This is a genomic window from Nonomuraea sp. NPDC059007, assembly GCF_042740555.1.
GTDB lineage: Bacteria > Actinomycetota > Actinomycetes > Streptosporangiales > Streptosporangiaceae > Nonomuraea.
Genome location: NZ_JBHYJD010000001.1, coordinates 280036 through 306714 on the forward strand (window position 1 = coordinate 280036; position 26679 = coordinate 306714).

Genomic DNA, 26679 nt, shown 5'->3' on the forward strand with positions numbered 1-26679 from the left:
GGAAAGGAGCTCGCGATGCCGGACTTCAAGGTAGTGATCAACGACGAGGAGCAGTACTCGGTCTGGGCCGCCGACCGCCCGGCGCCCGCAGGCTGGCGGGAGTCCGGCTTCGCCGGCTCGCGGCAGGAGTGCCTCGACCACATCGACCAGGTCTGGACGGACATGCGGCCGCTCAGCCTGCGTACGGCCATGGGCGGATGAGCATGGAAGGCTACGTGCTCCCCGCCTCGTTCGGGCAGGAGCGCCTCTGGTTCGTGGACCAGATGGAGCCCGGTCTGACGGCGTACAACATCGCGTTCGTCAAGCTGCTGCGGCGCGGCCTGGACCCTGACCGGTTCGAGGCGGCGCTGCGGGAGCTGGTGAAGCGGCACGAGACGCTGCGCACCGGGCTGGAGCTGCGCGACGGCGAGCTGGCGCAGATCGTGCTGCCCGAGCTCCACGTGGAGGTCGAGCGGACCGACCTGCGCGGGCTGGACGAGCGCGAGCGGGCGGCGCGGCTGGCGGAGATCCACGCCGCCGACGCCGCCCGCCCCATCCCGCTGGACCGGCCGCCGCTGTGGCAGACCAAGCTCTTCCGGCTGAGCGAGGACGAGTGGCAGGGGTTCTTCCTCTTCCACCACATCATCTTCGACGGCACCTCGGTGGAGATCTTCATCACCGAGCTGGCCGCCCTCTACGACGGCAGAACCCTGCCGGAACTGCCCATCCAGTACGGCGACTTCGCCGCCTGGCAACGTGGCCGGTGGGACGACGGCGAACTGGCCGACCAGCTCGCGTACTGGAAGAAACAGCTGGCCGAGCCGCCGCCCCCGCTGGAGCTCTCCCCGCGCGCCCCCGACCCGGAGATCTCCCGGCACGCGGGCGGCGACGTCGGCTTCGACCTGCCGCCCGAGCTCACGCGGCGGGTGCGCGAGCTGGCGGCGGCCCGCGGCGCGACGCCGTTCGCCGTGCTGCTGGCCGCCCTGCAGGCGCTGGTAGGGCGGCTGACCGGCCGCGAGGACGTGCTCGTGGGCACGCCGGTCTCCGGCCGGGACCGGCCCGAGACCGCCGGGCTGATCGGCATCATGGTCAACACCGTGGTGGTGCGCGGCGACTGCCGCCGCGAGGTGCCGTTCACCGACCTGCTCGCCCAGGTGCGGGCGAACCTGCTCGACGCGCTGGACAACCAGGAGGCGCCCTACGAGCGCCTGGTCGAGGAGGTACGCACCGAGGGCGCCGACGGCGAGCCGCTGCACCAGATCGTCTTCAACCTGCTGCCGCTGGCCGAGAACATCCAGTTGCGCAACGGCACCGCCAAGGTGGACCTGCTGATCGACCTCGTCGAGGAGGGCGAGCGGATCAGCGGGCGGATGGAGTACGCCAAGGCCCTGTTCGACGCGGAGTGGGCCGAGGGCTTCGCCGCCCGGTACCGGCTGCTGCTCGGCGGCGTGCTCGACGATCCGGCCACTCCGGTGGGGCGGCTGCCGATTCTGCTGCCCGGGGAGGAACCGCGGGGCCGTACCGGGGAGATGCCGGAGCGGAAGAGCGTCACGGAGGTGTTCGCCGCGCTCGTGCGTGAGCGGCCCGGCGCGGTGGCGGTCGCCGACGCGGACGGCGGCGCGCTGACCTACGGCGAGCTGGACCGGCGCTCGGGGCGGCTGGCCGCGCTCCTGGCCCCGCACGCGCGGCAGGACAGGCCGATCGCGGTCCTGCTCGGCAACGACGTGGAGCTGGCCGTCGCGGTGCTGGGCGTGCTGAAGGCGGGGGCGGCGTTCCTGCCGCTGGACGCGCGGCATCCGGTGGAGCGGGTGCGCTACCAGCTCGCCGACTCCGGGGCGACCGCGATCGTCACCGGCCGGGCGACCGGGCTGCCCGAGACGGGGCTGCCGATCCTCGACCCGGCCGACGCGCCCGGCGAGGCGGCGCCCGCGGTGGCGCGGCATCCCGGCCAGCTCGCGTACGTGATCTACACCTCCGGCTCGACCGGGCGGCCGAAGGGCGTGGGCGTCGCCGACGGCGAGCTGACCGCCTACGTCTCCGGCGTCACCGGCCTGCTCGGCCTCGCGCCCGGCCGCCGCCTGTCGATGCTGCAGCCGCTCACCTACGACTTCGCGATCACCGTCTTCTTCGGCGCGCTGCTGACCGGCGGCACGCTCCACCTGGTGCCGCGCGAGCTGGCCACCGACGCCTACTGGGTCGCCGAGCACCTGCGCCGCGAGGCCGTCGACATCTACAAGATCACGCCGTCGCACCTGGCCGCCCTGCAGAGCGGGCTGCCCGACCCGGCCGCGCTGCTCCCCCGCCGCACGCTCGTGCTCGGCGGCGAGGCCTCACGCTGGGAGTGGGTACGCGAGCTGCGCGCCGCGGCCGGTCCCGAACGGTCGGTCGTCAACCACTACGGCCCCACCGAGACGACCGTCGGCGTGCTCGCCCTGGCCGGCGACCAGACGCCGCACGGCGCCGGAACCACCACCCCGGTCGGCCACGCGCTGCCCCACGCCACGGCCTACGTCCTGGACGCCGGCCTGCGGCCGGTGCCCGACGGGGTGCCCGGCGAACTGTGCGTGGGCGGCGTGAGCGTCAGCCGCGGCTATCTCGGCCGCCCGGCCGCGACGGCGGCGGTCTTCGTGCCCGACCCGTTCTCCGGCGTGCCGGGCGCCCGGCTCTACCGGACCGGCGACCGGGCCAGGCGGCTGCCCGACGGCTCCGTGGAGTTCCTGGGCCGGGCCGACGACCAGGTCAAGATCCGCGGGTTCCGCGTGGAGCCCGGCGAGGTGCAGGCGGCGATCGCCGCGTACCCGGCCGTGCGCGAGTGTGCCGTCCTGGCCCGCGACGGCGAGCTGACCGCGTACGTGGTCGGCGCGGTCGAGGCCGCCGCGCTGCGGGCGTACCTGGCCGAGCGGCTGCCCGACTACATGGTGCCCGCGCACTTCGTCTCCATGGACGGGCTGCCGCTGGCCGCTCACGGCAAGCTCGACCGCGCCCGCCTGCCCGCGCCGGTCGCCGCCGCCGCGAGCGCGGGCGCGCCGCCGTCCGGCGCGACCGAGGAACTGATCGCCGCGTTGTTCGGGCAACTGCTCGACTGCGGCCCAGTCGGCAGGGACGACAGCTTCCTGGAGCTCGGCGGCCACTCCCTGCTCGCGATCAAGCTGATGAGCCGGGTCAGGACCGCCTTCGGCGCCGCGCCGCCGCTGCGCGCCCTGTTCGAGAACCCGACCGTCTCCGGGCTCGCCGCGAAGGTCGACGCCGCCCTGAGCAAGCGGGGCGAGCGGCTGCCGCCGGTCGTGCCGGTCCCGCGCGGCACCGGCCTGCCCGCCTCCTACGGCCAGCGCCGCCTGTGGTTCCTCGACCAGCTCGAACCGGCCGCCGCCGTCTACAACACGCACGTCTGCCTGCGCGTGCGCGGCGACCTCGATCCGGTACGGCTGGCGCGCGCCCTGCTCGGCGTCGCCGACCGCCACGAGGTGCTGCGATCGCGGCTGGAAGAACGCGACGACGACCTGATCGTGCGGGTCGAGGACGAGCCAGAGGTGCCCTTCACCGTCACCGAGCTGCCCGGCGGCGGACCGGCTCAGGCCCTGCGGCTGCTGGAGGAGGAGGCGTCGCGGCGCTTCGACCTGACCACCGAGCCACCGTTGCGCGCCCACCTGGTCCGCATGGCGGCCGACGACCACGTCCTGCTCGTCACTCTGCACCACGTGGTCAACGACGCCTGGTCGGCGGTGTTGTTCCAGAGCGAACTGGCCGAGATCTACGCGGCCCTGGGCGAGGACCGGCGGCCCGGCCTGCCGGAGCTGCCGGTGCAGTACGCCGACTACGCCGCCTGGCAGCGGGCCCGGGTCGAAGGGCCGTTGCGGGAGACGCAGCTGGCGTACTGGCGGGCGCGGCTGGCCGGGCGGCCCGAGCGGCTGGAACTGCCCGCCGACCGGCTCCGGCCGTCCCGGCGGAGCTACGCGGGGGCGAACGTGCCGATCAGCGTTCCGGCGCCGCTGGCCGAGCGGCTGCGCGGGCTGGGCGCCGAGGAGAACGCCTCGCTGTTCATGACGCTGCTCGCGGCCTTCTCGGTCCTGCTGGCCCGGCACTCCGGCCAGGACGACATCCTGGTCGGCACGCCCGCCGCGAACCGGCCCAGGCCCGAGGTGGAGTCGCTGCTCGGCTTCTTCCTCAACACGCTGGCCGTCCGGGCGGACCTGTCGGCCGACCCGACCTTCCGCGAGCTGCTCAAGCAGGTCAGGACGACGTCGCTGGAGGCCTTCGCCAACGACGAGGTGCCGTTCGAGGTGCTGATCGAGGACCTGCAGCCGCGGCGTGACCTGGGCGGCACGCCGCTGGTGCAGGTGATGCTCAGCCTGGAGGACGCCGAGCGGCCGCCGGTGTCGGCGGGCGGGCTGCGGTTCGAGTGGCTGCCGTCGGGGACCGCGCACGCCAAGTTCGACCTGACGCTCTATCTGCGGCGGGAGCCGGACGGGCTGCACGGCATCCTGGAGTACCGCACCGACCTGTTCGACGCGGGCACGATCGAACGGCTGGCCGCCCGCTTCCTCGCCCTGCTGACCGCGGCGGTGGCCGATCCGGACCGGCCGGTCTCCTCGTTGCCGCTGCTCACGCCTGCCGAGAACGCGCTGATCGAGGAGTGGAACGACACCGGCTCGTTCGCGTCGTCGCCGTCGTTGCCCGAGCTGCTGGCCCGGCAGGTGGCGGCGACGCCGGATGCGGTGGCCGTGGTGGGGCCTTCTGGCTCCGCCCTGACTTACACCGATTTTTCGGGACGGGTCCGGGGGTTGGCCGGTGCGCTTCAGGCCGCCGGGGTCGGGGTCGGGTCGGTGGTGGGGGTGTGCCTGCCGCGGAGCGTGGACCTGGTGGTGGCGGTACACGCGGTGGTGGCCGCCGGGGGCGCGTACCTGCCGCTGGAGCCTTCCTATCCCGACGAACGGCTGACCTTCCTGACCGGCGACGCCAACGCCCAGGTGATCATCACGGACCAGCCGGACCGCTTCCCCGGCCGCACGACCCTCTCCCCTGCGGCCTCGCAAGAGGGCGGCCCGATGCCGGACATTTCGCCGCATGCTCCGGCCTACGTGATCTACACCTCGGGCTCCACGGGCAACCCCAAGGGGGTCGTGATCTCGCATGCGGCCATCTCCAACCGGCTGCGATGGATGTCCGAGGCCTTCCCGCTCACTCCAGAGGACCGGATCCTGCACAAGACGCCGTTCACCTTCGACGTCTCGGTCTGGGAGTTGTTCTGGCCGCTCATCGCGGGTGCGCGGATGGTCGTGGCCGGGCCTGAGGCGCACCGGGACACCGCCGAGCTGGTCCGGCTGATCGGCGAGCACCGGGTGACCACGGTCCACTTCGTGCCCTCGCTGCTGGACGCCCTGCTGGAGGAACGGCCCGCGTTGCCCTCTCTCCGGCGGGTGATCTGCTCGGGCGAGGCCCTGCCCACCTCGCTGGCCGGACGCTTCCATGCCGCCCTGCCGGACACCGAGTTGCACAATCTCTACGGCCCGACCGAAGCGGCCGTCGACGTCACCTGGCACGCCTGCGAGCCGGGCGAGAGCCGTACCCCCATCGGACGGCCCATCACCGGCATCCGCGTCGAGATCCTCGACGGGAACGGCGAGCGGGTCCCGATCGGCGCGCCCGGCGAGCTGTGCGTCGGCGGCATCGGCCTGGCCCACGGGTATCTGGGGCGGCCGGGGCTGACCGCGCGGCAGTTCACGCCCTCGCCGCACGGCCGCCTCTACCGGACCGGCGACCTGGCCCGCTGGCTACCCGACGGCGAGATCGAGTACCTGGGCCGCATCGACCACCAGGTCAAGATCCGCGGCATCCGGGTCGAACCCGGCGAGGTCGAGGCGGCGCTCACCGCGCACCCCTCGGTCAGGTCCGCGGTGGTCCTGGCCCGGCGCGGCGCGCTGGTCGGCTACCTGGTCGCCGAGACGGAGATCGACCTGGTCGCGCTCACCGCCCACCTGCGCGTCCGGCTGCCCGAGCACCTGGTCCCGGCCCAGTACGCGGTGCTGGAGGAACTGCCGCTCACCCCGAACGGCAAGCTCGACCGGCACGCGCTGCCCGAACCCCGTCCGGCCGCCGCGCCCGTCCACGAGCCGCCCGCCGGGCCGGAGGAGGAGGCGGTCGCCCAGGTGTGGGCGCAGGTGCTCGGCGTCGGGGACGTCGGCGCGCACGACAACTTCTTCGCCCTGGGCGGCGACTCCATCCAGTCGCTCAAGGTCGTGGCCAGGCTGCGGGGCCGCGGCTACCGGCTGGCCCTGGAGCGGCTGTTCACGCACCAGACCGTGCGCGAACTGGCCACCACGCTGGAGCGCGGCCCGGCCGCCGAGAGCGCCACCCGCGCCGCGTTCGGCCTGCTCGGGGCCGGTGACCTGGACCGCATCAAGCAACGCTTCCAAGGAGGGCGACCATGACGGCGCTGCAGGACGCCTACCCGCTCACCACGCTGCAGGCGGGCATGTTGTTCCACAGCTCCTACCAGGAGGGGTCGCCGACGTACCACGACGTGTTCACGCTCGTGCTGCACGGACGCTACGACGCCGCGGCGCTGCGTGCGGCGCTGCGGGAGGTCATGGCGCGGCACGCGGTGCTGCGCACGTCGTTCGACCTCACCGGCTTCGAGGAACCGCTCCAGCTCGTGTGGGACGAGGTCGAGCCGCCGCTGGCCGAGGTCGCCGAGCCGATCGGGGCCTGGGGCGAGGCGGAGCGCGGCCGGGCGTTCGACTACGGGAGCGCGCCGCTGTTCCGGGTGGCGGTGGAGGTCAGGGGCGAGGCGGAGTTCGGGCTCGGGCTCAGCTTCCACCACGCGATCCTGGACGGCTGGAGCGTCTCCACGCTCACCGGCGACCTGCTGCGCCGCTACTCCGCGCACCTGGCGGGAACCCCGCTGCCGGTGGAGCCGCTGGAGCCGAGCTTCCGCGACTTCGTGGCCACGGAGAAGGCGGCGATCGCCGACGAGAAGACCGCCGGGTTCTGGCGGGACCTGCTCGACGAGGCCCCCGACGGCGTCCTTCCGAGGCTGCCCGGCTACCGGGCCGGTGACACCGAGCAGGCCGTGTCCCATCCGGTCGCCATGGACGAGCCCGTGGTCGCCGGCCTGGCGGAGGCGGCCACGCGGCTGCGGGTGCCGCTGCGCACGGTGCTGCTCGCCTGCCACCTGCGGGTTCTCGCCCTGCTCACCGGCGAGGGCGAGGCCGTCACCGGCGTGGTCACGCACGGGCGGCCCGAACACGAGGCCGCGGGCGAGGTGCTCGGGCTGTTCCTCAACACCGTTCCGCTGCGGGTACGCACCGACGTGCCCACCTGGGAGGCGTTGATCAGAGGCGTCTTCGAGACCGAGGTCGCGCTCCACCCCCACCGCCACTACCCGCTCTTCGAGATCCAGCGGCTCACCGGACGGGCCCCGGCCTTCGACGCGCTCTTCGACTACCGGGACTTCAAGGCCTACCGTGAGCTGGGCGGGGACGGCCTGGCCGTGTCGGAGACCGAGTTCTTCGAGCAGACGAACCTGGCCTACGCCGCCAACTTCACCTGGTCGCCGCGGACGCGGCGGCTCGGGCTGACGTTGAAGTACGACCGCACGCAGTTCGCCGCCGGCCAGATCGAGCGGGCGGCCGCGTACTACCGGCGGGCGTTCGCCGACGTCGCCGCCGACCTGGCCATCGATCCGCGGGAGAGCGGCGGGTACGTGGCGGCGGACGCGGCGGTGATCGCCGGGTGGAACGCCACCGGGCCGGGCGTCTCTGGCACCCTGCCCGCGCTGCTGGCGGCGCAGGCGGAGCGGACGCCTGATGCGGTGGCCGTGGTGGGGCCTTCCGGCTCCACCCTGACTTACACCGATTTTTCGGGACGGGTCCGGGATTTGGCCGGTGCGCTTCAGGCCGCCGGGGTCGGGGCCGGGTCGGTGGTGGGGGTGTGCCTGCCGCGGAGCGTGGACCTGGTGGTGGCGGTACACGCGGTGGTGGCCGCCGGGGGCGCGTACCTGCCGCTGGAGCCTTCCTACCCCGACGAACGGCTGACCTTCCTGACCGGCGACGCCGACGCCCAGGTGATCATCACCGACTCCGCCGACCGCTTCCCCAGCCACACGACCGTGCCCCCCACCGCCCCTCTCCCACCCACCGCCCCTCCGCCCACCGCCTCTCTGCTGCCCACCGCATCGAGCGGAGGCAGGTGGGGTGGGTTGCCGGAAGTTTCGCCACATGCTCCGGCCTATGTGATCTACACCTCGGGCTCCACCGGCAACCCCAAGGGCGTGGTCGTCTCCCACGCGGCCATCGTGAACCGCCTGCTCTGGATGTCGGACGCCTTCCCGCTCACTCCAGAGGACCGGATCCTGCACAAGACGCCGTTCACCTTCGACGTCTCGGTCTGGGAGTTGTTCTGGCCGCTCATCGCCGGCGCGGGGACGATCGTGGCGGGCCCCGACGACCACCGCGACACCGCGGCCCTGACCCGCCTCATCCGCGAACACGCCGTGACCACCCTGCACTTCGTCCCGTCGATGCTGGAGGCCCTGGTCGAGGAGACCCCGAGCCTGCCATCACTGCGGCGGGTGATCTGCTCGGGCGAGGCCCTGCCCACCTCGCTGGCCGAACGCTTCCACACCGCCTTCCCCGGCGTCGAACTCCACAACCTGTACGGCCCGACCGAAGCGGCCGTCGACGTCACCTGGCACGCCTGCCGGCCGGGCGAGAGCCGTACCCCCATCGGAAAACCGATCACCGGCATCAGCATCGAGATCCTCGACAGGAACGCCCGGCGCGTCCCGATCGGCACCCCCGGCGAGCTGTGCATCGCCGGAGCCGGGCTGGCCGACGGCTACCGGGGGCGGCCGGCGCTGACCGCCGCCCAGTTCACCCCGCACCCGGACGGCGGACGCCTCTACCGCACCGGCGACCTGGCCCGCTGGCTGCCCGACGGCGAGGTCGAGTATCTGGGCCGCATCGACCACCAGGTCAAGATCCGCGGCATGCGGGTCGAACCCGGCGAGGTCGAGGCCACGATCGGCCTGCACCCGAACATCAGGAGCGCGGTCGTGGTGCCGTACAAGGGCGGGCTGGCCTGTTACGTCGTGCTCGAACCCGGCACCGTGGCCGAGCTGTCCGACGTCACCGCGTTCCTGCGGGCGCGGCTGCCCGAGCACATGGTGCCGAGCGCGTTCCTGTCGCTGGAACGGCTGCCGACCACGGCCAACGGCAAGCTCGACCGCAAGGCGCTGCCCGATCCGGCTCCGGCGCCGCGCCCGCCGTACGAGGCGCCGCGCGACGAGCTGGAAGAGCACCTCGCCAAGCTCTTCGCCGACGTGCTCGGCGTGGAGGAGGTCGGGATCCGCGACGACTTCTTCGCCCTCGGCGGCCACTCCCTGCTCGCGCTGCGCCTGGCCATGCGGCTGCGCCAGGACCTCGGCCGGGAAGTGCCGGTCGCCACGATCCTGCCCGCGCCCACGGTCGCCCAGCTCGCCGCCGCGCTGCGGCACGACGCGGACACGCCGGTCGGCAAGGGCCGGATCGTCCCGCTGCGCGAGGGCGGGGACCGTACCCCCGTCTTCCTCATCCACGCGCTCGGCGGGGAGGTCTTCCGCTACCAGCCGCTCGCCACCGCGCTCGGCGAGGACCAGCCCGTCTACGCGATCCCCGCGCACGGCCTGGCCGAAGGCGAGACGCCACACGCGACGATCGCCGAGATGGCCGAGGCGTACGCCGCCTATGTCCGTTCGGTGCGCCCGCACGGCCCCTACGCGCTCGGCGGGTTCTGCATCGGCGGCAACATCGCGCTGGAGGTGGCCAGGCGGCTGCGCTCGGCCGGCGAGGAGGTGCCGGCCGTCTTCCTGGCCTGGTCCTCGGCCGACGAACCGGTCGTCCGCAGGTCGCTGGAGGACGACCTGGAACTCATGGGGCACGCGCTGGCCGGCGGGCTGACCACGGTGGACATCCAGGAGTTCAGGCATCTGGAACCGGCCGAGCAACTGCTGTCGGTCATCAACGCCGCCTCCAGCGAGGGCACGCTCCGCCAGCGACCCGACGACCTCGCCTACATCCGGCGCTACCTGGACGTCTTCCGCGCCAACGCCCACGCCGTCGGCCACTACACCCACGAGCCCTACGACGGCCGCGCCGTCCTGCTCATCCCCGAGGGGGACGGCGTCTCCCTCGACGAGGACTACGGCTGGCGCGCGGTCTGTGACCGGCTCGACGTCGGCTACCTGCCCGGCGCCCGTTTCAGCTCGTTCTTCCCGCCCTACGTCGCCCGCACCGCAACCGAATGGAGGAGGTGGATGGATCATGGCACAGGAGACGACGGCCAGTGATGCGCCGCCCGAGACGCCCAGCCTGTGGAAGCACAGGGACTTCCTGAAGTTGTGGAGCGGGTTCACCGCCTCCGCCTTCGGCAACGCCGTCACCGAGGTGGCGTTCCCGCTCGTCGCGATCGTCCTGCTCAGCGCGTCCGAGGAGCAGCTCGGCTTCCTCGGCGCGATCGGGCGGGTGCCGATGCTGCTGTTCCTGTTCGCCGGTTTCTGGGCGGACCGGTTCCGCAAGCGGCCCACGATGATCGTCACGGACGTGGTGCGCGGGTTCGCGCTCATGCTCATCCCCGTGCTCTGGCTGACCGGCTCGCTCAACCTCATCTGGCTGGGTTTCGTGTCGTTCGTGCTGGTCACCATGTACGTGTTCTTCGAGGTGGCCAACATGTCGCACCTGCCGTTCCTGGTGGGGCGCGAGCAGCTCGGCGACGGCAACGCCAAGCTGCAGCTCAGCACCTCGGTCGGCAAGATCGCCGGGAACACGCTCGGGTCCGCGCTGGTCACCACCGTCAGCGCCGCGGTGATCCTGGTCATCGACGTGGTCTCGTTCTTCGCCTCAGCGGTCCTGTGCGCGCTGATCAAGAAGGAGGAGCCGCGGCAGGATCCCTCGGCGGACCGGCCGGGCGTGATCTCCTCGATCAAGGAGGGGCTGGTCTGGGTCTGGCGGCAGCCTCTGGTACGGCCCGGCGTCATCGCCAGCGGCTTCTACATGTTCTTCTTCACCGGCATCCAGGTGCTGCTGCCGTTCTGGATCACCAAGAGCCTGGGCATGGAGCCGTACTGGGTGGGTGTGATGTTCGCGGTCGGCGCTCCGGGGGCGATTCTCGGGTCGCTGCTGGCCGTACCGGTGATGAAGCGGATCGGCATGGGGCCCGGCTTCTTCTGGGCGACCGTGGTCGGCAACGGCTCGCTCATCCTCATCGCGCTGGCCACCGGGCCGTTCTGGCTCGCGCTGACCATGATCGGCATCTCGCAGTTCCTGCTCGGCGTGACCGGCCCGATTGCGGGCGTCAACCACACCGTGCTCAGACAGGGCGCCACGCCCGACCGGCTCCAGGGCCGCGTGATGGCCTCGCAGCGCGCCGTCGCGCTGGCCTTCGCGCCCGTCGGCGCCGCGCTGGCCGGACTGCTGGCCGCCGGGATCGGCGTCAGGCCCACGCTGATCATCTGCGCGCTCGGGGCGCTCGTCCCCGTGGTCATTCTGGCCCTGTCCCCCGTGCCCCGTACCCGCGCGATGCCCACCCCTCAGGAGTGACCATGCCTGCCACCACCGTCGCCACGCTCGACCACGCCGACCCGGTGAAGACGGCCGAACTCCTGCGCGAGCACGGCGCCGTGCTCCTGCGCGGGCTCGGCGTCTCGTCCGCCGGGGAGTTCCATCAGGTGGTACGCGAGTTCGGCGAGCCGTTCACCACCTACCGGCACGGCAACTCGCCGCGCGAAGCCGTACACGAGGGAGTCTGGACCTCCACCGAGTACCCGGCCGAATACCGCATCTCCCTGCACAACGAACTCTCGCAGGCGGCGCTGTGGCCCGAGCGCCTGTTCTTCTGCTGCCTCGACGCCGCCGACACCGGCGGCGCCACCCCGATCTCGGACGGCCGCGCCCTGCTGGCCGTGCTCGACCCCGAGGTCCGCGAACGCTTCACCACCCGCGGCGTCACCTACCTGCAGAACCTCCACGGCGGCTTCGGCCTGGGCAAGTCCTGGCAGGACACCTACGAGACCGCCGACCGCGCCGAGGTCGAGTCTGTCCTGCGCGCGGCGGGCGCGCGGTTCACCTGGAGCGACGAGGGCGATCTCCGCGTACGGCAGACGCGCCCGGCCACCAGGAAGCACCCGCTGACCGGCGAGGAGGTCTGGTTCAACCAGGCCGAGCAGTGGCACGTCTCCTCCCTGCCCGCCGACGAGGCCGAGGCGCTGCTCGGCCTGGTCGAGTCGGAGGAGGAACTCCCCCTGCACGCCCTCTACGGCGACGGCACCCCCATCCCCGCAGGCGATCTCGACCACGTGCGCGAGGTCGCCCGCGCCGGCGAGTGGGCCGAGCCGTGGCGGGAAGGAGACGTCCTGGTGATCGACAACATGCTGGTCCTGCACGGCCGGCACGCCTTCACCGGCACGCGCAAGGTCCTGGTGGCGATGACGTGAGCACGCTCGTCGTCCCGGAACACCGGGAGTTCCGCGCCGAATGGCTGGCCGAGTCGATCCCCGCCCGCTTCCTCGCCGCCGCCCGTGCCCACCCCGACCGGCCCGCGCTCGACGGCCTCACCTACGCCGAACTCGCCCGTCGCGCCGGGCTGGTGGCGGCCGCGGTGCGCGGGGCGCGGCGGGTGGCGCTGCTGCTCGACCACGGCGAGCGGACGATCGCCGCGATCCTCGGCACATTGGGCGCGGGCGCGGCCTACGTGCCGCTCGATCCGCGCTATCCGCCGGTACGGCTGCGCCGCATGGCCGCCCTGGCCGGCGCGGACGTGGTGCTGACCTCGCCCGGCCACCTGGCTTTGGCGGGTGAGCTGCTGGAGGGGTGCCGCGTGGTGGACGTGACCGCCCTGGCCGAGGAGCCGTCCGGCTGGGTGCCGGTGGATCCGGACTCGGCGGCGTACATCCTGTTCACCTCGGGCTCGACCGGGGAGCCGAAGGGGGTCGTGCAGACGCATCGGGGGGTGTTGTTCCAGGTCGCCGCCCACACGAACAACCTGCGAATCGGGCCGTCCGACCGGGTCAGCGTGCTGTCGTCGTTCAGCTTCGACATGGCGGTGACCGACACGTTCTCCGCCCTGCTGAACGGGGCGTGCGTGGTGCCGGTGGACGTGCGGGCGGCGGGCCTGTCGGAGCTGGCCGCAGCCGCCCGAGAGATCACCATTTATCACTCCACGCCGACGGTTTTCCGTTATCTGGTGGATGCGCTCGCGGACGGTGAACGGCTGTCGCGGATGCGCGCCATCGTGCTGGGCGGCGAGGCCGTGGTGGGCGCCGACCTGGACCGCTTCCGCCGCCACTTCGGCGACTCCTGCGTCCTCGTCAACGGCTACGGCGCCACCGAGATCTCCTTCGCCGTCCAGAACCACCTCACCCAGGCCGACGCCGCCCTCGTACCGGCCGGAGTCGTCCCCATCGGCCGCCCCCTCCCCGGCACCCGGGTCACCCTGGAGCCGCCCGGCCCGGAGGGGCAGATCGTGATCAGAAGCCCCTACCTGGCCGACTACTGGTGCGCGCCCGCCGGGGACGCCGCCAGGTTCGGCACGGACCCCGACGGCACCCGCTACTACCTGACCGGCGACCTGGGCCGCCTCCTGCCCGACGGCCGCATCGCCTACCTCGGCCGCCTGGACCGCCAGGTCAAGATCCGCGGCCACCGCGTGGAGCTTGGCGAGGTGGAGGCCGCCCTGTCCGCGCTCCCCGGCGTGTCCAAGGCGACCGTCGTGGCCCGTGACGAACACCTCCACGCCTACGTCATCGCCGAGTCCGCCGCCGGGCTCCGGGACGCCCTGTCCGGCGTGCTACCCGAGTACATGCTGCCGACCACGTTCACCGCCCTCAGCGCCTTCCCGTTGACCCCGACCGGCAAGGTGGACACCGCCGCGCTCCCCACACACCAGCCCGTCACCCGGGCGTCCACCCTCACCGGCCTGGAGGAAGTGATCGCCGCCGCCTGGCGCACCGCCCTGGACCTCCCCCAGGTGCCCAGAGACCAGAACTTCTTCGACACCGGCGGCCACTCGCTCCTGATGGCCAAGGTCCAACTCCACCTCGAAACCGCCCTGGGCCGCCGTCTCCCCCTGACCACCCTCTACACTCACCCCACCGTCGCAGCCCTGGCCCGCCACCTGACCCAGGAACCACCCCCGTCCCCCACGGACCCAGCAGACCCCACAGACCGCATGACCCGCCGCCGCCAGGCCCGCCGCGACCGCACCACCCCACCCTGACCCCTCCCCTTACGCCCACCCCCAGCCAACCCACGCCACGCCCCGATCAGCCCGTCCACCTGACCCACGCCACGCCCCCGATCAGCCCTTCCGCCCGTCCCTTGGGCTACGGCCTTTCGCCCCGCGGGCAAGCGCCCGGAGTGCGGCGCCGCTTTTGGCGGTCCCAGATCACGGATCGGGTCCAGCGGCCGTCCCCGCGTTCCGGCAACAGCGCCGGGGCACGGCCGGACGTGCCGGGGGTTCGGCCTGGTGCAACCCGTCGTGGCAGGCGTCGTACCGGGTTCCGGCGGCAATGCCGGGGCGCGGCCGGTCGCGCCGGGGGAACCGGCGGGTTCAGCCGCTTGTGGGGTCAGGGGGTGCGAGTGGCTTGGGTCAGGGGGTGAGGTGGAAGGCGGCGCTGGCTCTGACCACGCCGTTGACCATGATTTCCAGTGTGCGCGGCCCCGGAGGCTCCACACGGGTGGTCACCGGCCGGAACGAGTGGGACTTGGTCACCGAGAAGGCCTCCCCCGCCACCCCCGCCACCCGCTCGCCCAGGTGGAACACCCGCCGCGACCCCGCACGGCACACCGCGTAGCGCAACACCACCGGCCCGGGTTCCGAAGCCGTGACCACCACGGTGAACGGCAGCTTCTCCCCCACCGCCACCTGCCCGGCAGCCAGCGTCAGCGACTCCACCGCGCCCCCGCCCGCCCGCGCCCCGACCAGCCCCAGCGCCTCGGGATGCCCGTCACGCAACAACCCTCGTACGGCATGCCGCACCACCTTCTCCACATGAGACCCGCCCGAAGCCCGCCACCCGGCCAGCAACGCGATCGCCGCCTCCGGATGCCCCTTCGTGAAGTCGTTGACGTGGTTGGCCACGGACCGGCGCACGTACTCGCTCGGGTCGTCGCGCAGCCGGTTGAGGATCGGCAGTGTCGGCCCCGGTTCCATCAGCCAGCTCACCCGCGTGGCCCAGGGCAGTCTGGGCCGGGTGCCCTCGGAGGCCAGGCGGCGCAGGTGCTCGTCGGCCGAGCCCGCCCAGCCGTACATGATCTCCAGGGCGGCCTGCCCGTGACGCTCCAGGAAGGGCCGCACGGCGAACTCGGCGGTGGCGTGCGGTGTGATCGCGGCCAGCGTCTCCATCGCGACGTCGAGGTGGCCGAGCCCGTGGAGCGCGACGTAGTCGGTGGCGGGCCAGCCGCTCCACATGTCGAACTTGGGCGCGCCGGCCCGCAGGGCGGCGGCCACGGAGGGGAACGGCAGGCCGGCGACCAGGCCGAGCGTGCTCGCGACGTGCCGCACGCGGTCCTTGAGCTCCAGCGGGCCGAGACCGGAGACGGCCTCGTGGACGAAGCGCTCGCGGGCGAAGCCGGGCAGCGAGGCGGCGAGGCCGTCGGCGAGGACCCCGACGGAGGCGGCGTTGACGAGCTCTTTCAGGGGTTGGGCCACAGTTCCACACCGTGCCACATGGCACCGACAGTTCTGGCGCGCTCCTGCAGGAACTCCTGCTCGGCGGCGTTGTCGCTGAGCTCCAGCGCGGCCCGGTACGCCTCGACCGCCTCGGCGTCGCGGCCCAGCCGGTGCAGGAGTTCGGCCTTGGCCGCCGGCAGGTAGCGGTACCCGGCCAGGCGGCCCTCGCGCTCCAGCTCCTCGATCGCCTCCAGCGCGGCGGCCGGACCCTCGACCATGGCCAGGGCCACCGCCCGGTTGAGCGCGACCACGGGTGACGGCCAGATCCGCAGCAGCTCGCCGTACAGGATGAGGATCTGCGGCCAGTCCGTCTCGTCGTAGCTGGACGCCTGGGCGTGCAGCGCGGCGATCGCGGCCTGCAGCGTGAAGCGGCCGGGCGCTCCCGCGGTGAGCGCGCCGACGATGAGCCGGTCGGCCTCGGCGATCAGCTCGCGGTCCCACAGCGAGCGGTCCTGCTCCTCCAGCCGCAGCAGCCGCCCCGCCCCGTCGGTACGGGTGGCCCGCCTGGCCTGGTGCACCAGCAGGAGCGCCAGCAGCCCGGTGGCCTCCCGGTCGGCGGGCAGCAGCCGGACCAGCATGCGCGCCAGGTCGAGAGCGCGGCCGGTGAGCTCGTCACGCACCAGGTCGCGGCCGGAGCGCGCGGTGTGGCCGGTCGAGTACAGCAGGTGGATCACGGTCAGCACCGCGTCGACGCGCACGGGCAGATCCTCCGCGTACGGCACCGCGTAGGGGATGTGCGCCGCCGCGATCTTCTTCTTGGCCCTGGTGATCCGGGCCGCCATCGTCGGTTCTGAGACCAGGAAGGCCCCGGCGATGTCCGGCGTCGCCACCCCGCACACCAGCCGCAACGTGAGCGCGACCCGCGCCTCGGGGGCCAGCGCGGGATGGCAGCAGGTGAAGATCAGCCGGAGCCGGTCGTCGGGCACGGCGCCCGTCTCCGGCGTCTCCGGCGTCTCCTCCTCGACGCCGACGAGCAACGGCAGCTTGGCGGCGAGGGTCCGCTCGCGCCGCATGGCGTTGAGCGCGGTGCGCCGGGCGACCGTGGTCAGCCACGCGCCGGGCCGTTCAGGCACGCCGTCCTTCGCCCAGGTGCGCAGTGCCTGGAGGTAGGCGTCCTGGACGGCCTCCTCGGCGGCGTCGAGGTCGCGGGTGACGCGCACCGTGGCGGCGAGAACGTAGGCCCACTCGCCGCGGTGCGCGTCCTCCACGGCCCGCTCGGCCGAACGGGCCGTGGAGCTCAGCTCACCACCTCGAAGCCGATCAGCGGCCTGACCTCCACGCAGCCCTCCACGATCGGCGTCATCGCGGCCAGCGTCAGCGCGTGGTCGAGGTCGCGCGCCTCGATGACGAAGACGCCGCCGAGCGCCTCCTTGGTCTCGATGAACGGCCCGTCGGTCACCAGGCCGCCGCGGATGACCGTGGCGGTGCCCGGCTGGTCGAGCGCCAGCCCGGCGATGGTCCTGCCGCCCTTCTCCGCGATCTTCCCGGGCAGGTCCATGTGGCCCTGCATGACCTCGGGCGGGAGGTTCTCGGGCGGTACGGCCTCGAAGATGAGCACCGCGTACTGGGGCATCACGCCACCTCCTTGACCAGCCAGGCGTTCCAGTCCGCGCTGGAGTCGCCGCCCGCGAACAGGTGGTGGGCCACGCCGACCGGCCAGCCCCACACGTCGCGGCCGTAGAAACGGTACAGCGCGTCGTCGCTCCTGACACCGAGGAAGGCGGGCGTGGCGTAGTCGACGACGCCGTCGATCGGGGTCAGGCCGGCGGGCGTCAGCCGTACCCTGTCACCGGCTTCGACCTCGGCCGGCAGGCCGAGCGCGGCGCGGACGGCGGCGAAGCCCACCTCGGCCTCCGCGGTGACGTAGTCGCAGCGGAGGCCGGCGAAGTGGCGCACGTACTGGCCGAGTGAGTGGTTGTAGAAGGCGGTGTGCTGACGGCAGGCGTCGGCCTGGATGTCGTAGTCGTCGTCGGGCAGGACGCCGTTGTGGATGTAGCTGAGGAAGGTCTTCGCGCCGCGCGGCTCCAGCACGAAGTCGAGCTGGTTGAAGCCGTCGAGGTCGGGCCCGCGGGTGGTGAAGTGGCTGTGCGGCTCCCAGACCGTCACGGTGCCGCCCGCCGCTGTGAGTCCTGTCTCACTGCCGCCCACGCGCGGCTCGTAGACGATCTTCCACAGCCAGCCGTCCGCGCGGACGGTGATGGCCTCCCAGACCTGCTCCGGCGTGCCCTCCAGCTCGCCCTGCCAGCGCACCTCTATCGCTCTGGACATGTTCCGTCTCCTTCGTCGTCCGGTGCTTTACCCATCCGACAAACGAGGCGAGCGGAAATCGACAGCTGGTCACAAAGGATTGACTTTAGGCAAGGGTAGCCTAACCTTATGCCCGTGACAGGGAAGATCTCGCTGGCCGGAGCCGATCTCCGCCTCAGCTACCACGGTACGTGCGTGGTCGAAGAGGGCCGTATCGACCTCCGCCCCGGCCAGGTGACCGCTCTGGTGGGCCCGAACGGCAGCGGCAAGTCCACGCTTCTGCGCGCGCTGGCCAGGCTGCACCGTCCCGAAGCGGGCACGGTGACGTTCGGCGACGGCGGGTCCGCACTGGACCTGTCGCCCCGCGACTTCGCCCGCCGCGTCACGCTGCTCGCGCAGAGCCGCCCCACCCCGAGCGGGGTGCAGGTCAGCGACGTGGTCGGCTACGGCCGCCACCCGTACCGGGGCCGCTGGAAGGCCGGCGACCCCGACGGTGCCGCCGCCGTCGCCCGCGCGATGACGCTGACCGGCGTCGCCGCGATGGCCGGCCGCCCGGTGGACGAGCTGTCCGGCGGCGAACTCCAGCGCGTGTGGCTGGCCACCTGCCTGGCGCAGGACACCGCCGTCCTGCTGCTGGACGAGCCCACCACGTTCCTCGACCTGCGTTACCAGGTCGAGTTGCTGGAGCTCGTCCGCGACCTGGCCGACGAGCACGACGTCGCCATCGGCATCGTGCTCCACGACCTCAACCAGGCGGCCGAGATCGCCGACCGCATCGTGCTGCTGCACGAGGGCCGGGTACGGGCCGACGGCCCGCCCGCCGAGGTGCTCACAGAAGAGCTCCTCACCGACGCCTACGGCATCCGCATCGACGTCACGCAAGACCCCCAGACGGGCACGGTGCGCACCCGGCCGATCGGCCGGCACCTGCCCGTCGCGACCTGACAGGAAAGACATGCTCCCCCTGCGCACGGCCCTCGCGGCCCTGGCCGCGATCGCCGCTCTCAGCGCCTGCGGCACCACCGAGACCCCCGTCCCCGCCGCGTCCTCCACCCCCGGGGGTACGGCTCCCGCCACCGCCACCCCGGTCACCGTGACCGACGCGCGGGGCAAGCCGATCACGCTCGAGCGCCCGGCCAGCAGGGTCGTCAGCCTCGAATGGGGCGAGACCGAGATGCTGGCCAGCCTCGGCGTGATGCCGGTCGGCGCCGCCGACGTCAAGGGCTACGCCACCTGGGTGACCGCGGCCCCGCTCGACGCGTCGGTCAAGGACGTCGGCCTGCGTACCGAGCCGAGCGTCGACTCCATCGCCTCCCTCCAGCCCGACCTCGTCGTCATGGAGACCGACGACGAGGGCCTGGTGGCCCAGGTGGAGAAGATCGCGCCGGTGCTGGTCTTCAAGGGCAGCGACGCGACGGGCAACTTCCAGCGCATGCGCGAGGAGTTCAAGACGCTCGCCACCGCGGTCGGCAAGACGGCGGAGGCGGACAAGGCGCTGTCGGACTTCGACGCCGCCCTGGCCGACGGCAAGCAGAAGCTGGCCGCCGCCGGCGTCGCGGGCAAGCCGTTCGCCATGGCCGACGGGTGGAAGGAAGGCAGCACGATCTCCGTCCGCCTGTTCGGCAAGGGCGCGCTGGTCTCCGACGTGGCCGAGGGGCTCGGGCTCAAGAACGCCTGGAGCGGCAAGGTCGACAAGGTCTGGGGCCTCGGCAACACCGACGTCGAGGGCCTGACCGCGCTCAAGGACGCCGAGACCCGCTTCTTCTACAGCGCCTCCGACGGCGTCGACGTCTTCGCCGACGGCCTGGCCTCGAACGCCATCTGGAAGTCGCTGCCGTTCGTGAAGAAGCAGGGCGTCACCAAGCTGCCCGACGGCATCTGGACCTTCGGTGGCCCGGCGTCGTGCAAGCAGTACGCGGAGGCGCTCGTCAAGGCCCTCACCGCTTGAGCACGCTCACGTCCGTCGAGGTCCCGATCACGCCGTTGCGGCGGGTCGGGACCGCGGGGGTCTTTCTCCTCGCGCTGGCGGCCCTCGTGCTGGTCTCGGCCGTGCACATCACCCAGGGCACCTCCTCGGTGGGCGCCATGGACGTGCTGTCCGGCCTTTTCGGCCGCAGCGACGAGGCGGCCAGGGTACTGCTGGCCTCCCGCCTGCCCCGGCTGCTGGCCGGGATCGCGGTCGGCGTCGCGCTCGGCGCGGCGGGCTCGCTGCTGCAGTCGGTCGCCCGCAACCCGATGGCCTCGCCGGACACGCTCGCCGTCAGCAACGGCGCGTACCTGACCGTCGCCACGGCGGCCGCGTTCGGCCTCTCGCTGCCGCTCGTGCTCTCCGGCGGCCTCGCGTTCTTCGGCGGGCTGGCCGCCGCCGCGCTGGTGCTGGCGTTGTCGGCGGGCGGGCGTACCGGCACCACCCGGCTCATCCTCGCCGGTTCCGCCACCGCGCTGGCGCTCGGCTCGCTGACCAACCTCGTCATGATCCTCTTCCAGGAGGGCACGACCGGCCTGTACGCCTGGGGCAGCGGCTCGCTGGTCCAGAGCGACCTGGACGCGGTCACCCAGCTCGGCCCGGTCATCCTGGCCTGCCTGCTGGCCGCCATGGCCGCCGGTCCCAAGCTGGACATCCTCGGCCTGGGCGACGACACCGCCTCCGTGCTCGGCGTCAACGTACGCAGGCTGCGCCTCGTGCTGACGTTGCTGGCCGTGGTGCTGGCGGCGGCGGCCGTGACCATCGCCGGACCCATCGGCTTCGTCGGCCTCTGCGCGCCGGTGATCGTGAGGCTGCTGCCCAGGTCGATCCCCGGGCTGCACCGCAACCGCTCGTTGCTGCCGCTGTCCGCGCTGGCCGGGGCGCTCATCGTGCTCGGCTCCGACATCCTGCTGCGGGCCGTGCTCGGCGCGCAGGCCGGAGTGGACGTGCCGCCCGGCGTGGTCACGACGCTGCTGGGCGCGGTGGTCATGATCTGGCTGGCCCGCCGCTACCGCGACGCCGGTCCCACCCGGCAGCCGCCCGCCGTACGCACGGTCGCCGGCCGTTCCCGGACCGCTTTCCTCATCGTCGTCGCTCTCTGCCTCGCGCTCCTGGCCGGGGCCGCGGTGCTCGGCATGCTGGGCGGCGACACGTGGCTGCTCACCGGGGACGTGGCCAACTGGCTGCAGGGCCGTACCGGTCGGGCCCTCACCTACGTCCTCGACCAGCGCTACCCGCGCGTGCTCGCCGCGCTGCTGGCCGGCGCGGCGCTCGCCGTGGCCGGCACCGCCGTGCAGGCGGTCTGCCGCAACCCGCTCGCCGAGCCCGGCGTGCTCGGCGTGACCACGGGAGCCGGAGTGGGCGCGATCGCCCTGCTGACGACGGTGCCGATGGCGGGCATCTGGGCGATGACGGGCGCGGCGAGCGCGGGCGCGCTGGTCGCGTTCGGGCTGGTCTACCTGCTGTCCTGGCGCGGCGGCCTGAACTCCGACCGGCTCGTCCTCATCGGCGTCGCCGTCCAGTCGGCCTGCACGGCGATGACCGTCATGATCATCGTCAAGTCGGACCCCTGGAACACCGCGAAGGCCCTGACCTGGCTGTCCGGCTCCACCTACGGCCGGATGCCGATCCAGCTGATCCCGGTCGCGCTGGCGCTGGTGGTGTCCGTCCCGCTGATCGCCTGGCTCCGCCGCGACCTGGACCTGCTCGCGCTCAACGAGGACACGCCGCGCGTGCTCGGCGTCCCCCTTGAGCCGGTACGGCTGGCCGCCCTGGCCGCCTCCGTCGTGCTGACCGCGACGGCGGTGTCGGCCGTCGGCGTGGTGGGATTCGTCGGCCTGGTCGCCCCGCACGCCGCGCGGGCCCTGGTCGGCGCCAAGCACGCGCGCGTGCTCCCGGTGGCCGCGCTGCTGGGCGCGCTCCTGGTCAGCCTGGCCGACACCCTCGGCCGCACGGTCATCGCGCCCGCCCAGGTTCCGGCCGGGCTGGTGACGGCGCTGATCGGCACGCCGTACTTCGTCTGGCTCCTGTGGCGCTCCCGCGCCCGCTAGAGCCACTCCAGGAACTGGCCGTGCGGGCCCGTGCGCGCCACGGGCTCGCCGTCCAGCGCCAGCGTGAACCCCTCCCGCCCCGGCTCCGCCTCGTTGGAGATCCAGCGCGCCGGCAGCCGCCGCATCGTCCGCGCGAACCGCTCACGGTCCTCCCGCGCGAGGTACCAGAGCACGGCGCTGTGGAAGACCACCGTGGTCGCCCCTGACGGCGCCCGCGCGACGAGCTCCTCGACGTGCTCGTTGAGGTCGCCGCGCACGATCAGGGGCCGCGGTTCGGCCCGCGCCAGGTCGAGCGCGGCGCGCAGCCGCGCCAGCCGCTCGTGCTGCTCGGGCCAGACGAGCGCCTCCAGCCAGCGGGTCTGCTCGAGGTCGGTGATGTCGATCGGGTTGAGGTCGATCCCGGCCCGCCAGGCCACGTCCGGCATCCGCTGGGGAAGCGGTCCTTCGGTACGGCAGGCCAGCGTCACCGGGCTCGCGGGCCCGAAGGGCGGATGACCGGAGTACTCGTATCGGTATTTATCCGGAAACAGGCAGAGCCCTGCCGACGCCCCGACCTCGATCAGCGCCAGCGGCTGCGGCAGCCGGGCCAGCAACGGCAGCAGGCTCGCGCACCGGCCCGGCTCGTTGGTCTGGGTGCTACGGGCCAGCATGACGGCCGTCACCTCGCCCCAGTGGGCGGCGGCCCATTCCCTCAGCCCGCCGCCGACCGGGCCGCCGAGGAAACGGACGGCGGCGAACAGCAGGTTGGGCTGCCGTTTCGGCTCGGGCAGCCCGTCCAGCAGGGCCAGGAAGGCGGCGTCCCCGGCGATCTCCTCGCAGCGTGCGGCGTAGGCGGGCGAGTTCCCCTTCGCCTCCGACCGGCCGAAGCTGAGGTAGCGCTCGGCGGTCGTGGACTCCGACATTCCGATCATCCGTCATTGGTACCACTTGGCCGGTCGAGGTTGGCCGTTGCGGTGGTGCGTGTGTCCGGCGTGAGAAGCGACCCCCACGATCGGCCCCCGCCCGCGTCGGCGGGTGGGGGTGGGGCGGCTGGGCCGTAATGGATGGGTGGGGGTTAGCGCCCGAAGCAGATCGTACGGCCGGCCAGCACCGCCTCGGGTTTGTAGGAGACCTGGTCGACCAGCGCGCCCGCGCCGTCGGTGAGGACCAGCGCGTCGCCCGCGTTGCCGAGCTGGAGCGCGCCGCTCAGCGTCACCTGGTGGACGTCGCCGCCGCCGAGCGTGCCGGACAGGGCGTGCCGGCCGCCCGCGGCGTCGAGCAGCGCCCATTCCTGCAGGTTGACCGGGCTCGGCGTCGTGTTGATCAGCGTGACGCGCTCGCGGCCCCCGTCGGGGCCCACCGGGTCGGGGAGCGCGGCCACGATGAGGACGTCGCCGATCGCCGCGGGCCTCGGGTGGACGGGCGCGCCGGGCGGGGCCGGGTCGGGGCTGATGATGAAGTCCTCGGGCCAAGCGGTGAGCTGGATCTCGTTCCCGGCGGCGCGTACGACGTCGTGCATGTTGCCGTATTCGCCCTTCTGCAGCAGGAAGAGCTGGTCGTCGCGGTTGACCGGGTCCTCACGCAGCCACGCGTCGAAGCCGTCGAACGTCGTGCGGCCCGAGGCCAGATAGGGGACGAGCCGGCGGAACAGCTTGGGCCAGATCACCGCTTGCTGCAGGGCGTGGAGGTCGGCGATCTTGGCGGTGCCGTTCGGGTCGCCGGTGGATCTGGGCCAGATGCCCGCGTTGCCGTCGCGCGCGGTACGTGAGGCCGTGGCCAGGTGCTCGCGCAGGCTCGCGGGCAGGGTGGCGTAGAAGGCCGGGTAGGCCAGGCCGTTCTTGATCAGGGCGGCGTTGACGGAACGGTCCACTCCGGCCTCGTCCAGGAACACCGCCGAGCCGTCCGCGCCCGGATGCTCGCCGGGGAAGGCGAAGGCGATCAGGCGGCCGTTGCCGTCGATGCCGTTCGACAGCACGTGGCCGCGGATCGAGTCCTGGTCGGCCGACTGGACCTTGTTCGGCAGATCGGGGAAGTAGACCACATTGGTGAAGCCGAGCAGGCGCAGCAGTTCGTCGCGGGCGGCGTTGGCTCCCCGCAACTCCTGGTGGGTGTCGCCGAAGTGCGTCTCCAGGGCGTCGATCGCCTCCAGGCGGGTGGAGATGCCGCGGCCGTTGATCTTCGGGGGCGTTCCCGTGGGGCGGGGCAGGCCCTCGACCAGCGCGGGGGCGTCAGGCTTGAACTTGACCGTGTCGCCGTCCGGCTCCGGCCCCTGGCGGGGAAGATCGGGGTAGCGGATGACGAACTCGCCTTTGAGCAGGGTGTAGCTCATGGTGCCCCCTCGACGGGACTGGGTGTCTGACGGGAACGTAACCCAGCCCCGGGCCCCTGTCTCGACTTATGCGAGTGTCTCGATGAATGCTGTCAGTTGTTGGACATTTCGACATTCATGCATGGGGATCACCGTGGCGTAGGAAGAGGCGATCGAGTCGCCGGTGTCCCATTGGGCGGTGGGTTCCGGGTTGAGCCAGTACGCGTGGCGGGCCTTGGCAGTCAGGGCCTTCAGCGTGTCCAGGGCCGGGGGCTGGTAGTTGCTGCGGGCGTCGCCGAGGATGAGCAAGGACGTCTTGGGTCCTACGGCGTCGCCGTACCGCTCAGCGAAGCCCTCGAAGGCGTGGCCGTAGTTGGTACGCCCGAACCTGATCATGTCGGACTCGTTGGCCAGCGTGGTCATCGCCTCGACGACGTCAGCGCCGGGGACGAAGAATCTGGTGATCTCGTCCACCCGGTCCACGAAGCCGAACGCGCGTACCTTCGTGAACTGCTCCCTCAGGGCGTAGGTGAGCAACAGCGTGAAATGTGCGAACGACGCCACCGAATCGCTGGTGTCGCACAACACCACCAGCTCGGGGCGGTGCGGCCGGGGCGGCTTGAACACCGTCGTCAGCGGCACCCCGCCGCTCTGCAGCGAGGCACGGACGGTCCACCGGAAGTCCAGGCGCCCCCGGCGGCCGCGCCGCTGCTTGATCGTGAGGCGTGCCGCCAGCCTGCGGGCCAGCGGGTACACCTCCCTGCGCAGCCGTGCCAGGTCCGCTTTGGTGACGCGCAGGAAGTCGATCTGGTCGAGCGGCGGCTTCACGGTGGAGCGGGCGATGCGCTCGACGCCGGAGTCCTCGGCGATGCGCCGCCGGACGTCCGCCGCCACCGCATCCTGAAATCGCGCGATATTGGCGTTCACCCGTTGCCGGGCCGTCTTCTCGGCGAGGCCGCCGCGTTCCTGACCGGCCAGGACCTCCCGCAGGATGCGCGCCATGAGCGTCTCCGGCGACAGGGCGCGCAGGACGCTGTAGCTGAACCAGTTCTGCCGCCCCGGTCCGGCGGGCTGGCGTCCGAACCGCTCGACCATGGCGCGGGCGAACTCCGCCATCTCCGCGTCGCCGGAGTCGACCAGCAGGCCGGCCAGCCGTTCACGAGGATCGCCGTCCTGATCCGCCGGGACGTGCAGCCCGCTGATCACCGGCGGGAACCACAGGTCGAACAGCACGTCGAACCCGGCCCGATACCCCGGCTTCTTGATCAGCGTGGTCGCGTACGCGGCCCGCAGCGCCTCCCGCTGCGACAGATCGATCACCCGCAGCGCCCGCGCGGCATCCAGCCCCTCGGCCAGCGACACCGGCACCCCCGCCTCGCGCAACGCGTGCACGAACCCGACATGCCTGTCGACCAGCGACATCAGAGCCCGAGCTCCTTGACCGCCCGCACATGGTCGGAGTTGTGCTTGAGCACCACCCCGAGCGTGGCGGCGACCGTCTCCTCATCCAGCTCGTCCCGGCCCAGCGCCAGCAGCGTCCGCGCCCAGTCCACCGTCTCCGCCACCGACGGCGCCTTCTTCAGCTCCAGCGCCCTGAGCGTGGCCACGGTCCGCGCCAGTTGCTCAGCCAGATCCGCCCGGATGGAGGGAACCTGGCTGAGCACGATGTCCCGCTCCCGCTCCGGCGTCGGATAAGCGATGTGCAGATAGAGACACCGCCGCTTGAGCGCCTCGGACAGCTCACGCGTCGCGTTCGAGGTCAGCACCACGTACGGCCGGCGAACGGCAGCGATCGTCCCCAGCTCCGGAATCGTCACCTGAAAATCCGACAACAGCTCCAGCAGCAGGCCCTCGACCTCGACATCCGCCTTGTCCATCTCATCGATGAGCAGCACCGTGGGCTCACTGGCCCGCACCGCCTTGAGCAACGGCCGCTCCAGCAGGAACTCCTCACCGAAGATGTCCTCATCGGTGCTGGTCGCCTGAATCCTGAGCAGTTGCTTCTTGTAGTTCCACTCATAGAGTGCCCGAGCCTCATCCAGCCCCTCGTAGCACTGCAACCTGATCAACGTCGCCCCGGTCGCCTCCGCCACGGCTTTGGCCAGCTGGGTCTTCCCCACCCCCGCCGGTCCTTCGGCGAGCAGCGGCTTGCCGAGGGCGGCGGCCAGGTAGACGGAGGTGGCTATGGAATCGTCGGAGAGGTAGCTGGCGGCGGCGAGCCGCACGGACACATCGGCGGGCGAGTCGAACATAGCGCTCCTGTCGAGGCGGGTAGGCCGAACTTTATTCTAATAGCTGAGGCCGTCCGGTATCGATTCGCGCTTGGTGGGGAGGACCCGGTATATTCCTCTCTGCAAGCGCCGCTAGCTCAGTTGGTTAGAGCAGCTGACTCTTAATCAGCGGGTCCGGGGTTCGAGTCCCTGGCGGCGCACCCGATCGAAACCCCA

The 26679-nt window shown here is 72.4% G+C and carries 17 protein-coding genes and 1 tRNA gene; 10 read left to right on the forward strand and 8 right to left on the reverse strand.

From position 1 onward, the window contains the following. The first annotated feature begins 15 nt into the window (after positions 1-15). Genes ACFWY5_RS01280 through ACFWY5_RS01305 form a run of 6 tightly spaced genes read left to right on the forward strand, consistent with a single transcriptional unit; the run spans position 16 to position 14226 of the window. Positions 16-201 carry an MbtH family protein gene (locus tag ACFWY5_RS01280; protein WP_379610453.1) on the forward strand — a complete coding sequence of 62 codons (186 nt, stop codon included), beginning with the start codon at positions 16-18 and terminating at the stop codon, positions 199-201. Then, a complete protein-coding gene (locus ACFWY5_RS01285; protein ID WP_379630235.1) occupies positions 198-6407 on the forward strand; it encodes an amino acid adenylation domain-containing protein in 6210 nt (2069 codons plus the stop codon). Before ACFWY5_RS01280 ends, ACFWY5_RS01285 begins: the two co-directional genes overlap by 4 nt. Continuing rightward, positions 6404-10303: an amino acid adenylation domain-containing protein gene (locus tag ACFWY5_RS01290; RefSeq protein WP_379630236.1), complete on the forward strand. Its 3900-nt coding sequence runs from the start codon at positions 6404-6406 to the stop codon at positions 10301-10303. Before ACFWY5_RS01285 ends, ACFWY5_RS01290 begins: the two co-directional genes overlap by 4 nt. Next, positions 10278-11552 (forward strand): MFS transporter, encoded by a 1275-nt coding sequence (locus ACFWY5_RS01295; protein ID WP_379630237.1) that lies wholly within the window; start codon positions 10278-10280, stop codon positions 11550-11552. Before ACFWY5_RS01290 ends, ACFWY5_RS01295 begins: the two co-directional genes overlap by 26 nt. 2 nt (positions 11553-11554) lie before the next feature. After that, positions 11555-12445: a TauD/TfdA family dioxygenase gene (locus ACFWY5_RS01300; RefSeq protein WP_379630238.1), complete on the forward strand. Its 891-nt coding sequence runs from the start codon at positions 11555-11557 to the stop codon at positions 12443-12445. Then, a complete protein-coding gene (locus ACFWY5_RS01305) occupies positions 12442-14226 on the forward strand; it encodes an amino acid adenylation domain-containing protein (RefSeq protein ID WP_379630239.1) in 1785 nt (594 codons plus the stop codon). Before ACFWY5_RS01300 ends, ACFWY5_RS01305 begins: the two co-directional genes overlap by 4 nt. 372 nt (positions 14227-14598) lie before the next feature. On the opposite strand, the gene ACFWY5_RS01310 is transcribed toward ACFWY5_RS01305, so the two are convergent. From ACFWY5_RS01310 to ACFWY5_RS01325, 4 genes are read right to left on the reverse strand one after another with little or no spacing between them, the layout of a single operon-like run. Next, on the reverse strand, positions 14599-15660 hold the full coding sequence (locus ACFWY5_RS01310; RefSeq protein WP_379612267.1) for a hypothetical protein: 1062 nt from the start codon (positions 15658-15660) through the stop codon (positions 14599-14601). After that, positions 15645-16889, reverse strand: coding sequence for an RNA polymerase sigma factor (locus ACFWY5_RS01315; protein WP_379630240.1), 1245 nt, complete (start codon positions 16887-16889; stop codon positions 15645-15647). The genes ACFWY5_RS01310 and ACFWY5_RS01315 overlap by 16 nt, the downstream gene beginning before the upstream one ends. A 29-nt stretch (positions 16890-16918) precedes the next feature. Then, positions 16919-17254 carry a YciI family protein gene (locus tag ACFWY5_RS01320; protein WP_184960169.1) on the reverse strand — a complete coding sequence of 112 codons (336 nt, stop codon included), beginning with the start codon at positions 17252-17254 and terminating at the stop codon, positions 16919-16921. Further along, on the reverse strand, positions 17254-17949 hold the full coding sequence (locus tag ACFWY5_RS01325; protein WP_379630241.1) for an SRPBCC domain-containing protein: 696 nt from the start codon (positions 17947-17949) through the stop codon (positions 17254-17256). The genes ACFWY5_RS01320 and ACFWY5_RS01325 overlap by 1 nt, the downstream gene beginning before the upstream one ends. A 114-nt stretch (positions 17950-18063) precedes the next feature. Here ACFWY5_RS01325 and ACFWY5_RS01330 point away from each other — a divergent pair, with 114 nt between their 5' ends. The 3 genes from ACFWY5_RS01330 to ACFWY5_RS01340 are packed head-to-tail and all read left to right on the forward strand — an operon-like array spanning position 18064 to position 21945. Further along, a complete protein-coding gene (locus ACFWY5_RS01330) occupies positions 18064-18873 on the forward strand; it encodes an ABC transporter ATP-binding protein (RefSeq protein ID WP_379630242.1) in 810 nt (269 codons plus the stop codon). A gap of 10 nt (positions 18874-18883) precedes the next feature. Beyond that, positions 18884-19876: an ABC transporter substrate-binding protein gene (locus ACFWY5_RS01335; protein ID WP_379612271.1), complete on the forward strand. Its 993-nt coding sequence runs from the start codon at positions 18884-18886 to the stop codon at positions 19874-19876. Beyond that, positions 19873-21945 carry an iron ABC transporter permease gene (locus ACFWY5_RS01340; protein ID WP_379630243.1) on the forward strand — a complete coding sequence of 691 codons (2073 nt, stop codon included), beginning with the start codon at positions 19873-19875 and terminating at the stop codon, positions 21943-21945. Before ACFWY5_RS01335 ends, ACFWY5_RS01340 begins: the two co-directional genes overlap by 4 nt. Here the strand turns inward: ACFWY5_RS01340 and ACFWY5_RS01345 are convergent. The 4 genes from ACFWY5_RS01345 to ACFWY5_RS01360 all read right to left on the reverse strand — a co-directional run bounded on the left by ACFWY5_RS01345 (position 21942) and on the right by ACFWY5_RS01360 (position 26484). Next, entirely contained in the window at positions 21942-22856 is a 915-nt protein-coding gene (locus tag ACFWY5_RS01345; protein ID WP_379630244.1) for a DUF2332 domain-containing protein, read from the reverse strand. The two genes, ACFWY5_RS01340 and ACFWY5_RS01345, sit on opposite strands and share 4 nt — an antisense overlap. A 143-nt stretch (positions 22857-22999) precedes the next feature. Next, positions 23000-24253 (reverse strand): lamin tail domain-containing protein, encoded by a 1254-nt coding sequence (locus ACFWY5_RS01350; RefSeq protein WP_379612274.1) that lies wholly within the window; start codon positions 24251-24253, stop codon positions 23000-23002. Between the two features lie 66 nt (positions 24254-24319). Then, on the reverse strand, positions 24320-25654 hold the full coding sequence (locus ACFWY5_RS01355; protein ID WP_379630245.1) for a VWA domain-containing protein: 1335 nt from the start codon (positions 25652-25654) through the stop codon (positions 24320-24322). Further along, positions 25654-26484 carry an AAA family ATPase gene (locus ACFWY5_RS01360; protein ID WP_379612276.1) on the reverse strand — a complete coding sequence of 277 codons (831 nt, stop codon included), beginning with the start codon at positions 26482-26484 and terminating at the stop codon, positions 25654-25656. Before ACFWY5_RS01360 ends, ACFWY5_RS01355 begins: the two co-directional genes overlap by 1 nt. Positions 26485-26589: 105 nt before the next feature. Here ACFWY5_RS01360 and ACFWY5_RS01365 point away from each other — a divergent pair. Then, a tRNA-Lys gene (locus tag ACFWY5_RS01365) sits at positions 26590-26663 on the forward strand. The last annotated feature ends 16 nt before the right edge of the window (positions 26664-26679 follow it).

What these genes read in the sequence shown, in the direction of transcription:
- ACFWY5_RS01290 (WP_379630236.1), top strand. Translation starts at nt 6,404, where the DNA reads ATGACGGCGCTGCAGGACGCCTACCCGCTCACCACGCTGCAGGCGGGC.
- ACFWY5_RS01300 (WP_379630238.1), top strand. Translation starts at nt 11,555, where the DNA reads ATGCCTGCCACCACCGTCGCCACGCTCGACCACGCCGACCCGGTGAAG.
- ACFWY5_RS01355 (WP_379630245.1), bottom strand. Translation starts at nt 25,654, where the DNA reads ATGTCGCTGGTCGACAGGCATGTCGGGTTCGTGCACGCGTTGCGCGAG.
- ACFWY5_RS01360 (WP_379612276.1), bottom strand. Translation starts at nt 26,484, where the DNA reads ATGTTCGACTCGCCCGCCGATGTGTCCGTGCGGCTCGCCGCCGCCAGC.
- ACFWY5_RS01345 (WP_379630244.1), bottom strand. Translation starts at nt 22,856, where the DNA reads ATGATCGGAATGTCGGAGTCCACGACCGCCGAGCGCTACCTCAGCTTC.
- ACFWY5_RS01350 (WP_379612274.1), bottom strand. Translation starts at nt 24,253, where the DNA reads ATGAGCTACACCCTGCTCAAAGGCGAGTTCGTCATCCGCTACCCCGAT.
- ACFWY5_RS01320 (WP_184960169.1), bottom strand. Translation starts at nt 17,254, where the DNA reads ATGCCCCAGTACGCGGTGCTCATCTTCGAGGCCGTACCGCCCGAGAAC.
- ACFWY5_RS01285 (WP_379630235.1), top strand. Translation starts at nt 198, where the DNA reads ATGAGCATGGAAGGCTACGTGCTCCCCGCCTCGTTCGGGCAGGAGCGC.
- ACFWY5_RS01280 (WP_379610453.1), top strand. Translation starts at nt 16, where the DNA reads ATGCCGGACTTCAAGGTAGTGATCAACGACGAGGAGCAGTACTCGGTC.
- ACFWY5_RS01325 (WP_379630241.1), bottom strand. Translation starts at nt 17,949, where the DNA reads ATGTCCAGAGCGATAGAGGTGCGCTGGCAGGGCGAGCTGGAGGGCACG.
- ACFWY5_RS01295 (WP_379630237.1), top strand. Translation starts at nt 10,278, where the DNA reads ATGGCACAGGAGACGACGGCCAGTGATGCGCCGCCCGAGACGCCCAGC.
- ACFWY5_RS01335 (WP_379612271.1), top strand. Translation starts at nt 18,884, where the DNA reads ATGCTCCCCCTGCGCACGGCCCTCGCGGCCCTGGCCGCGATCGCCGCT.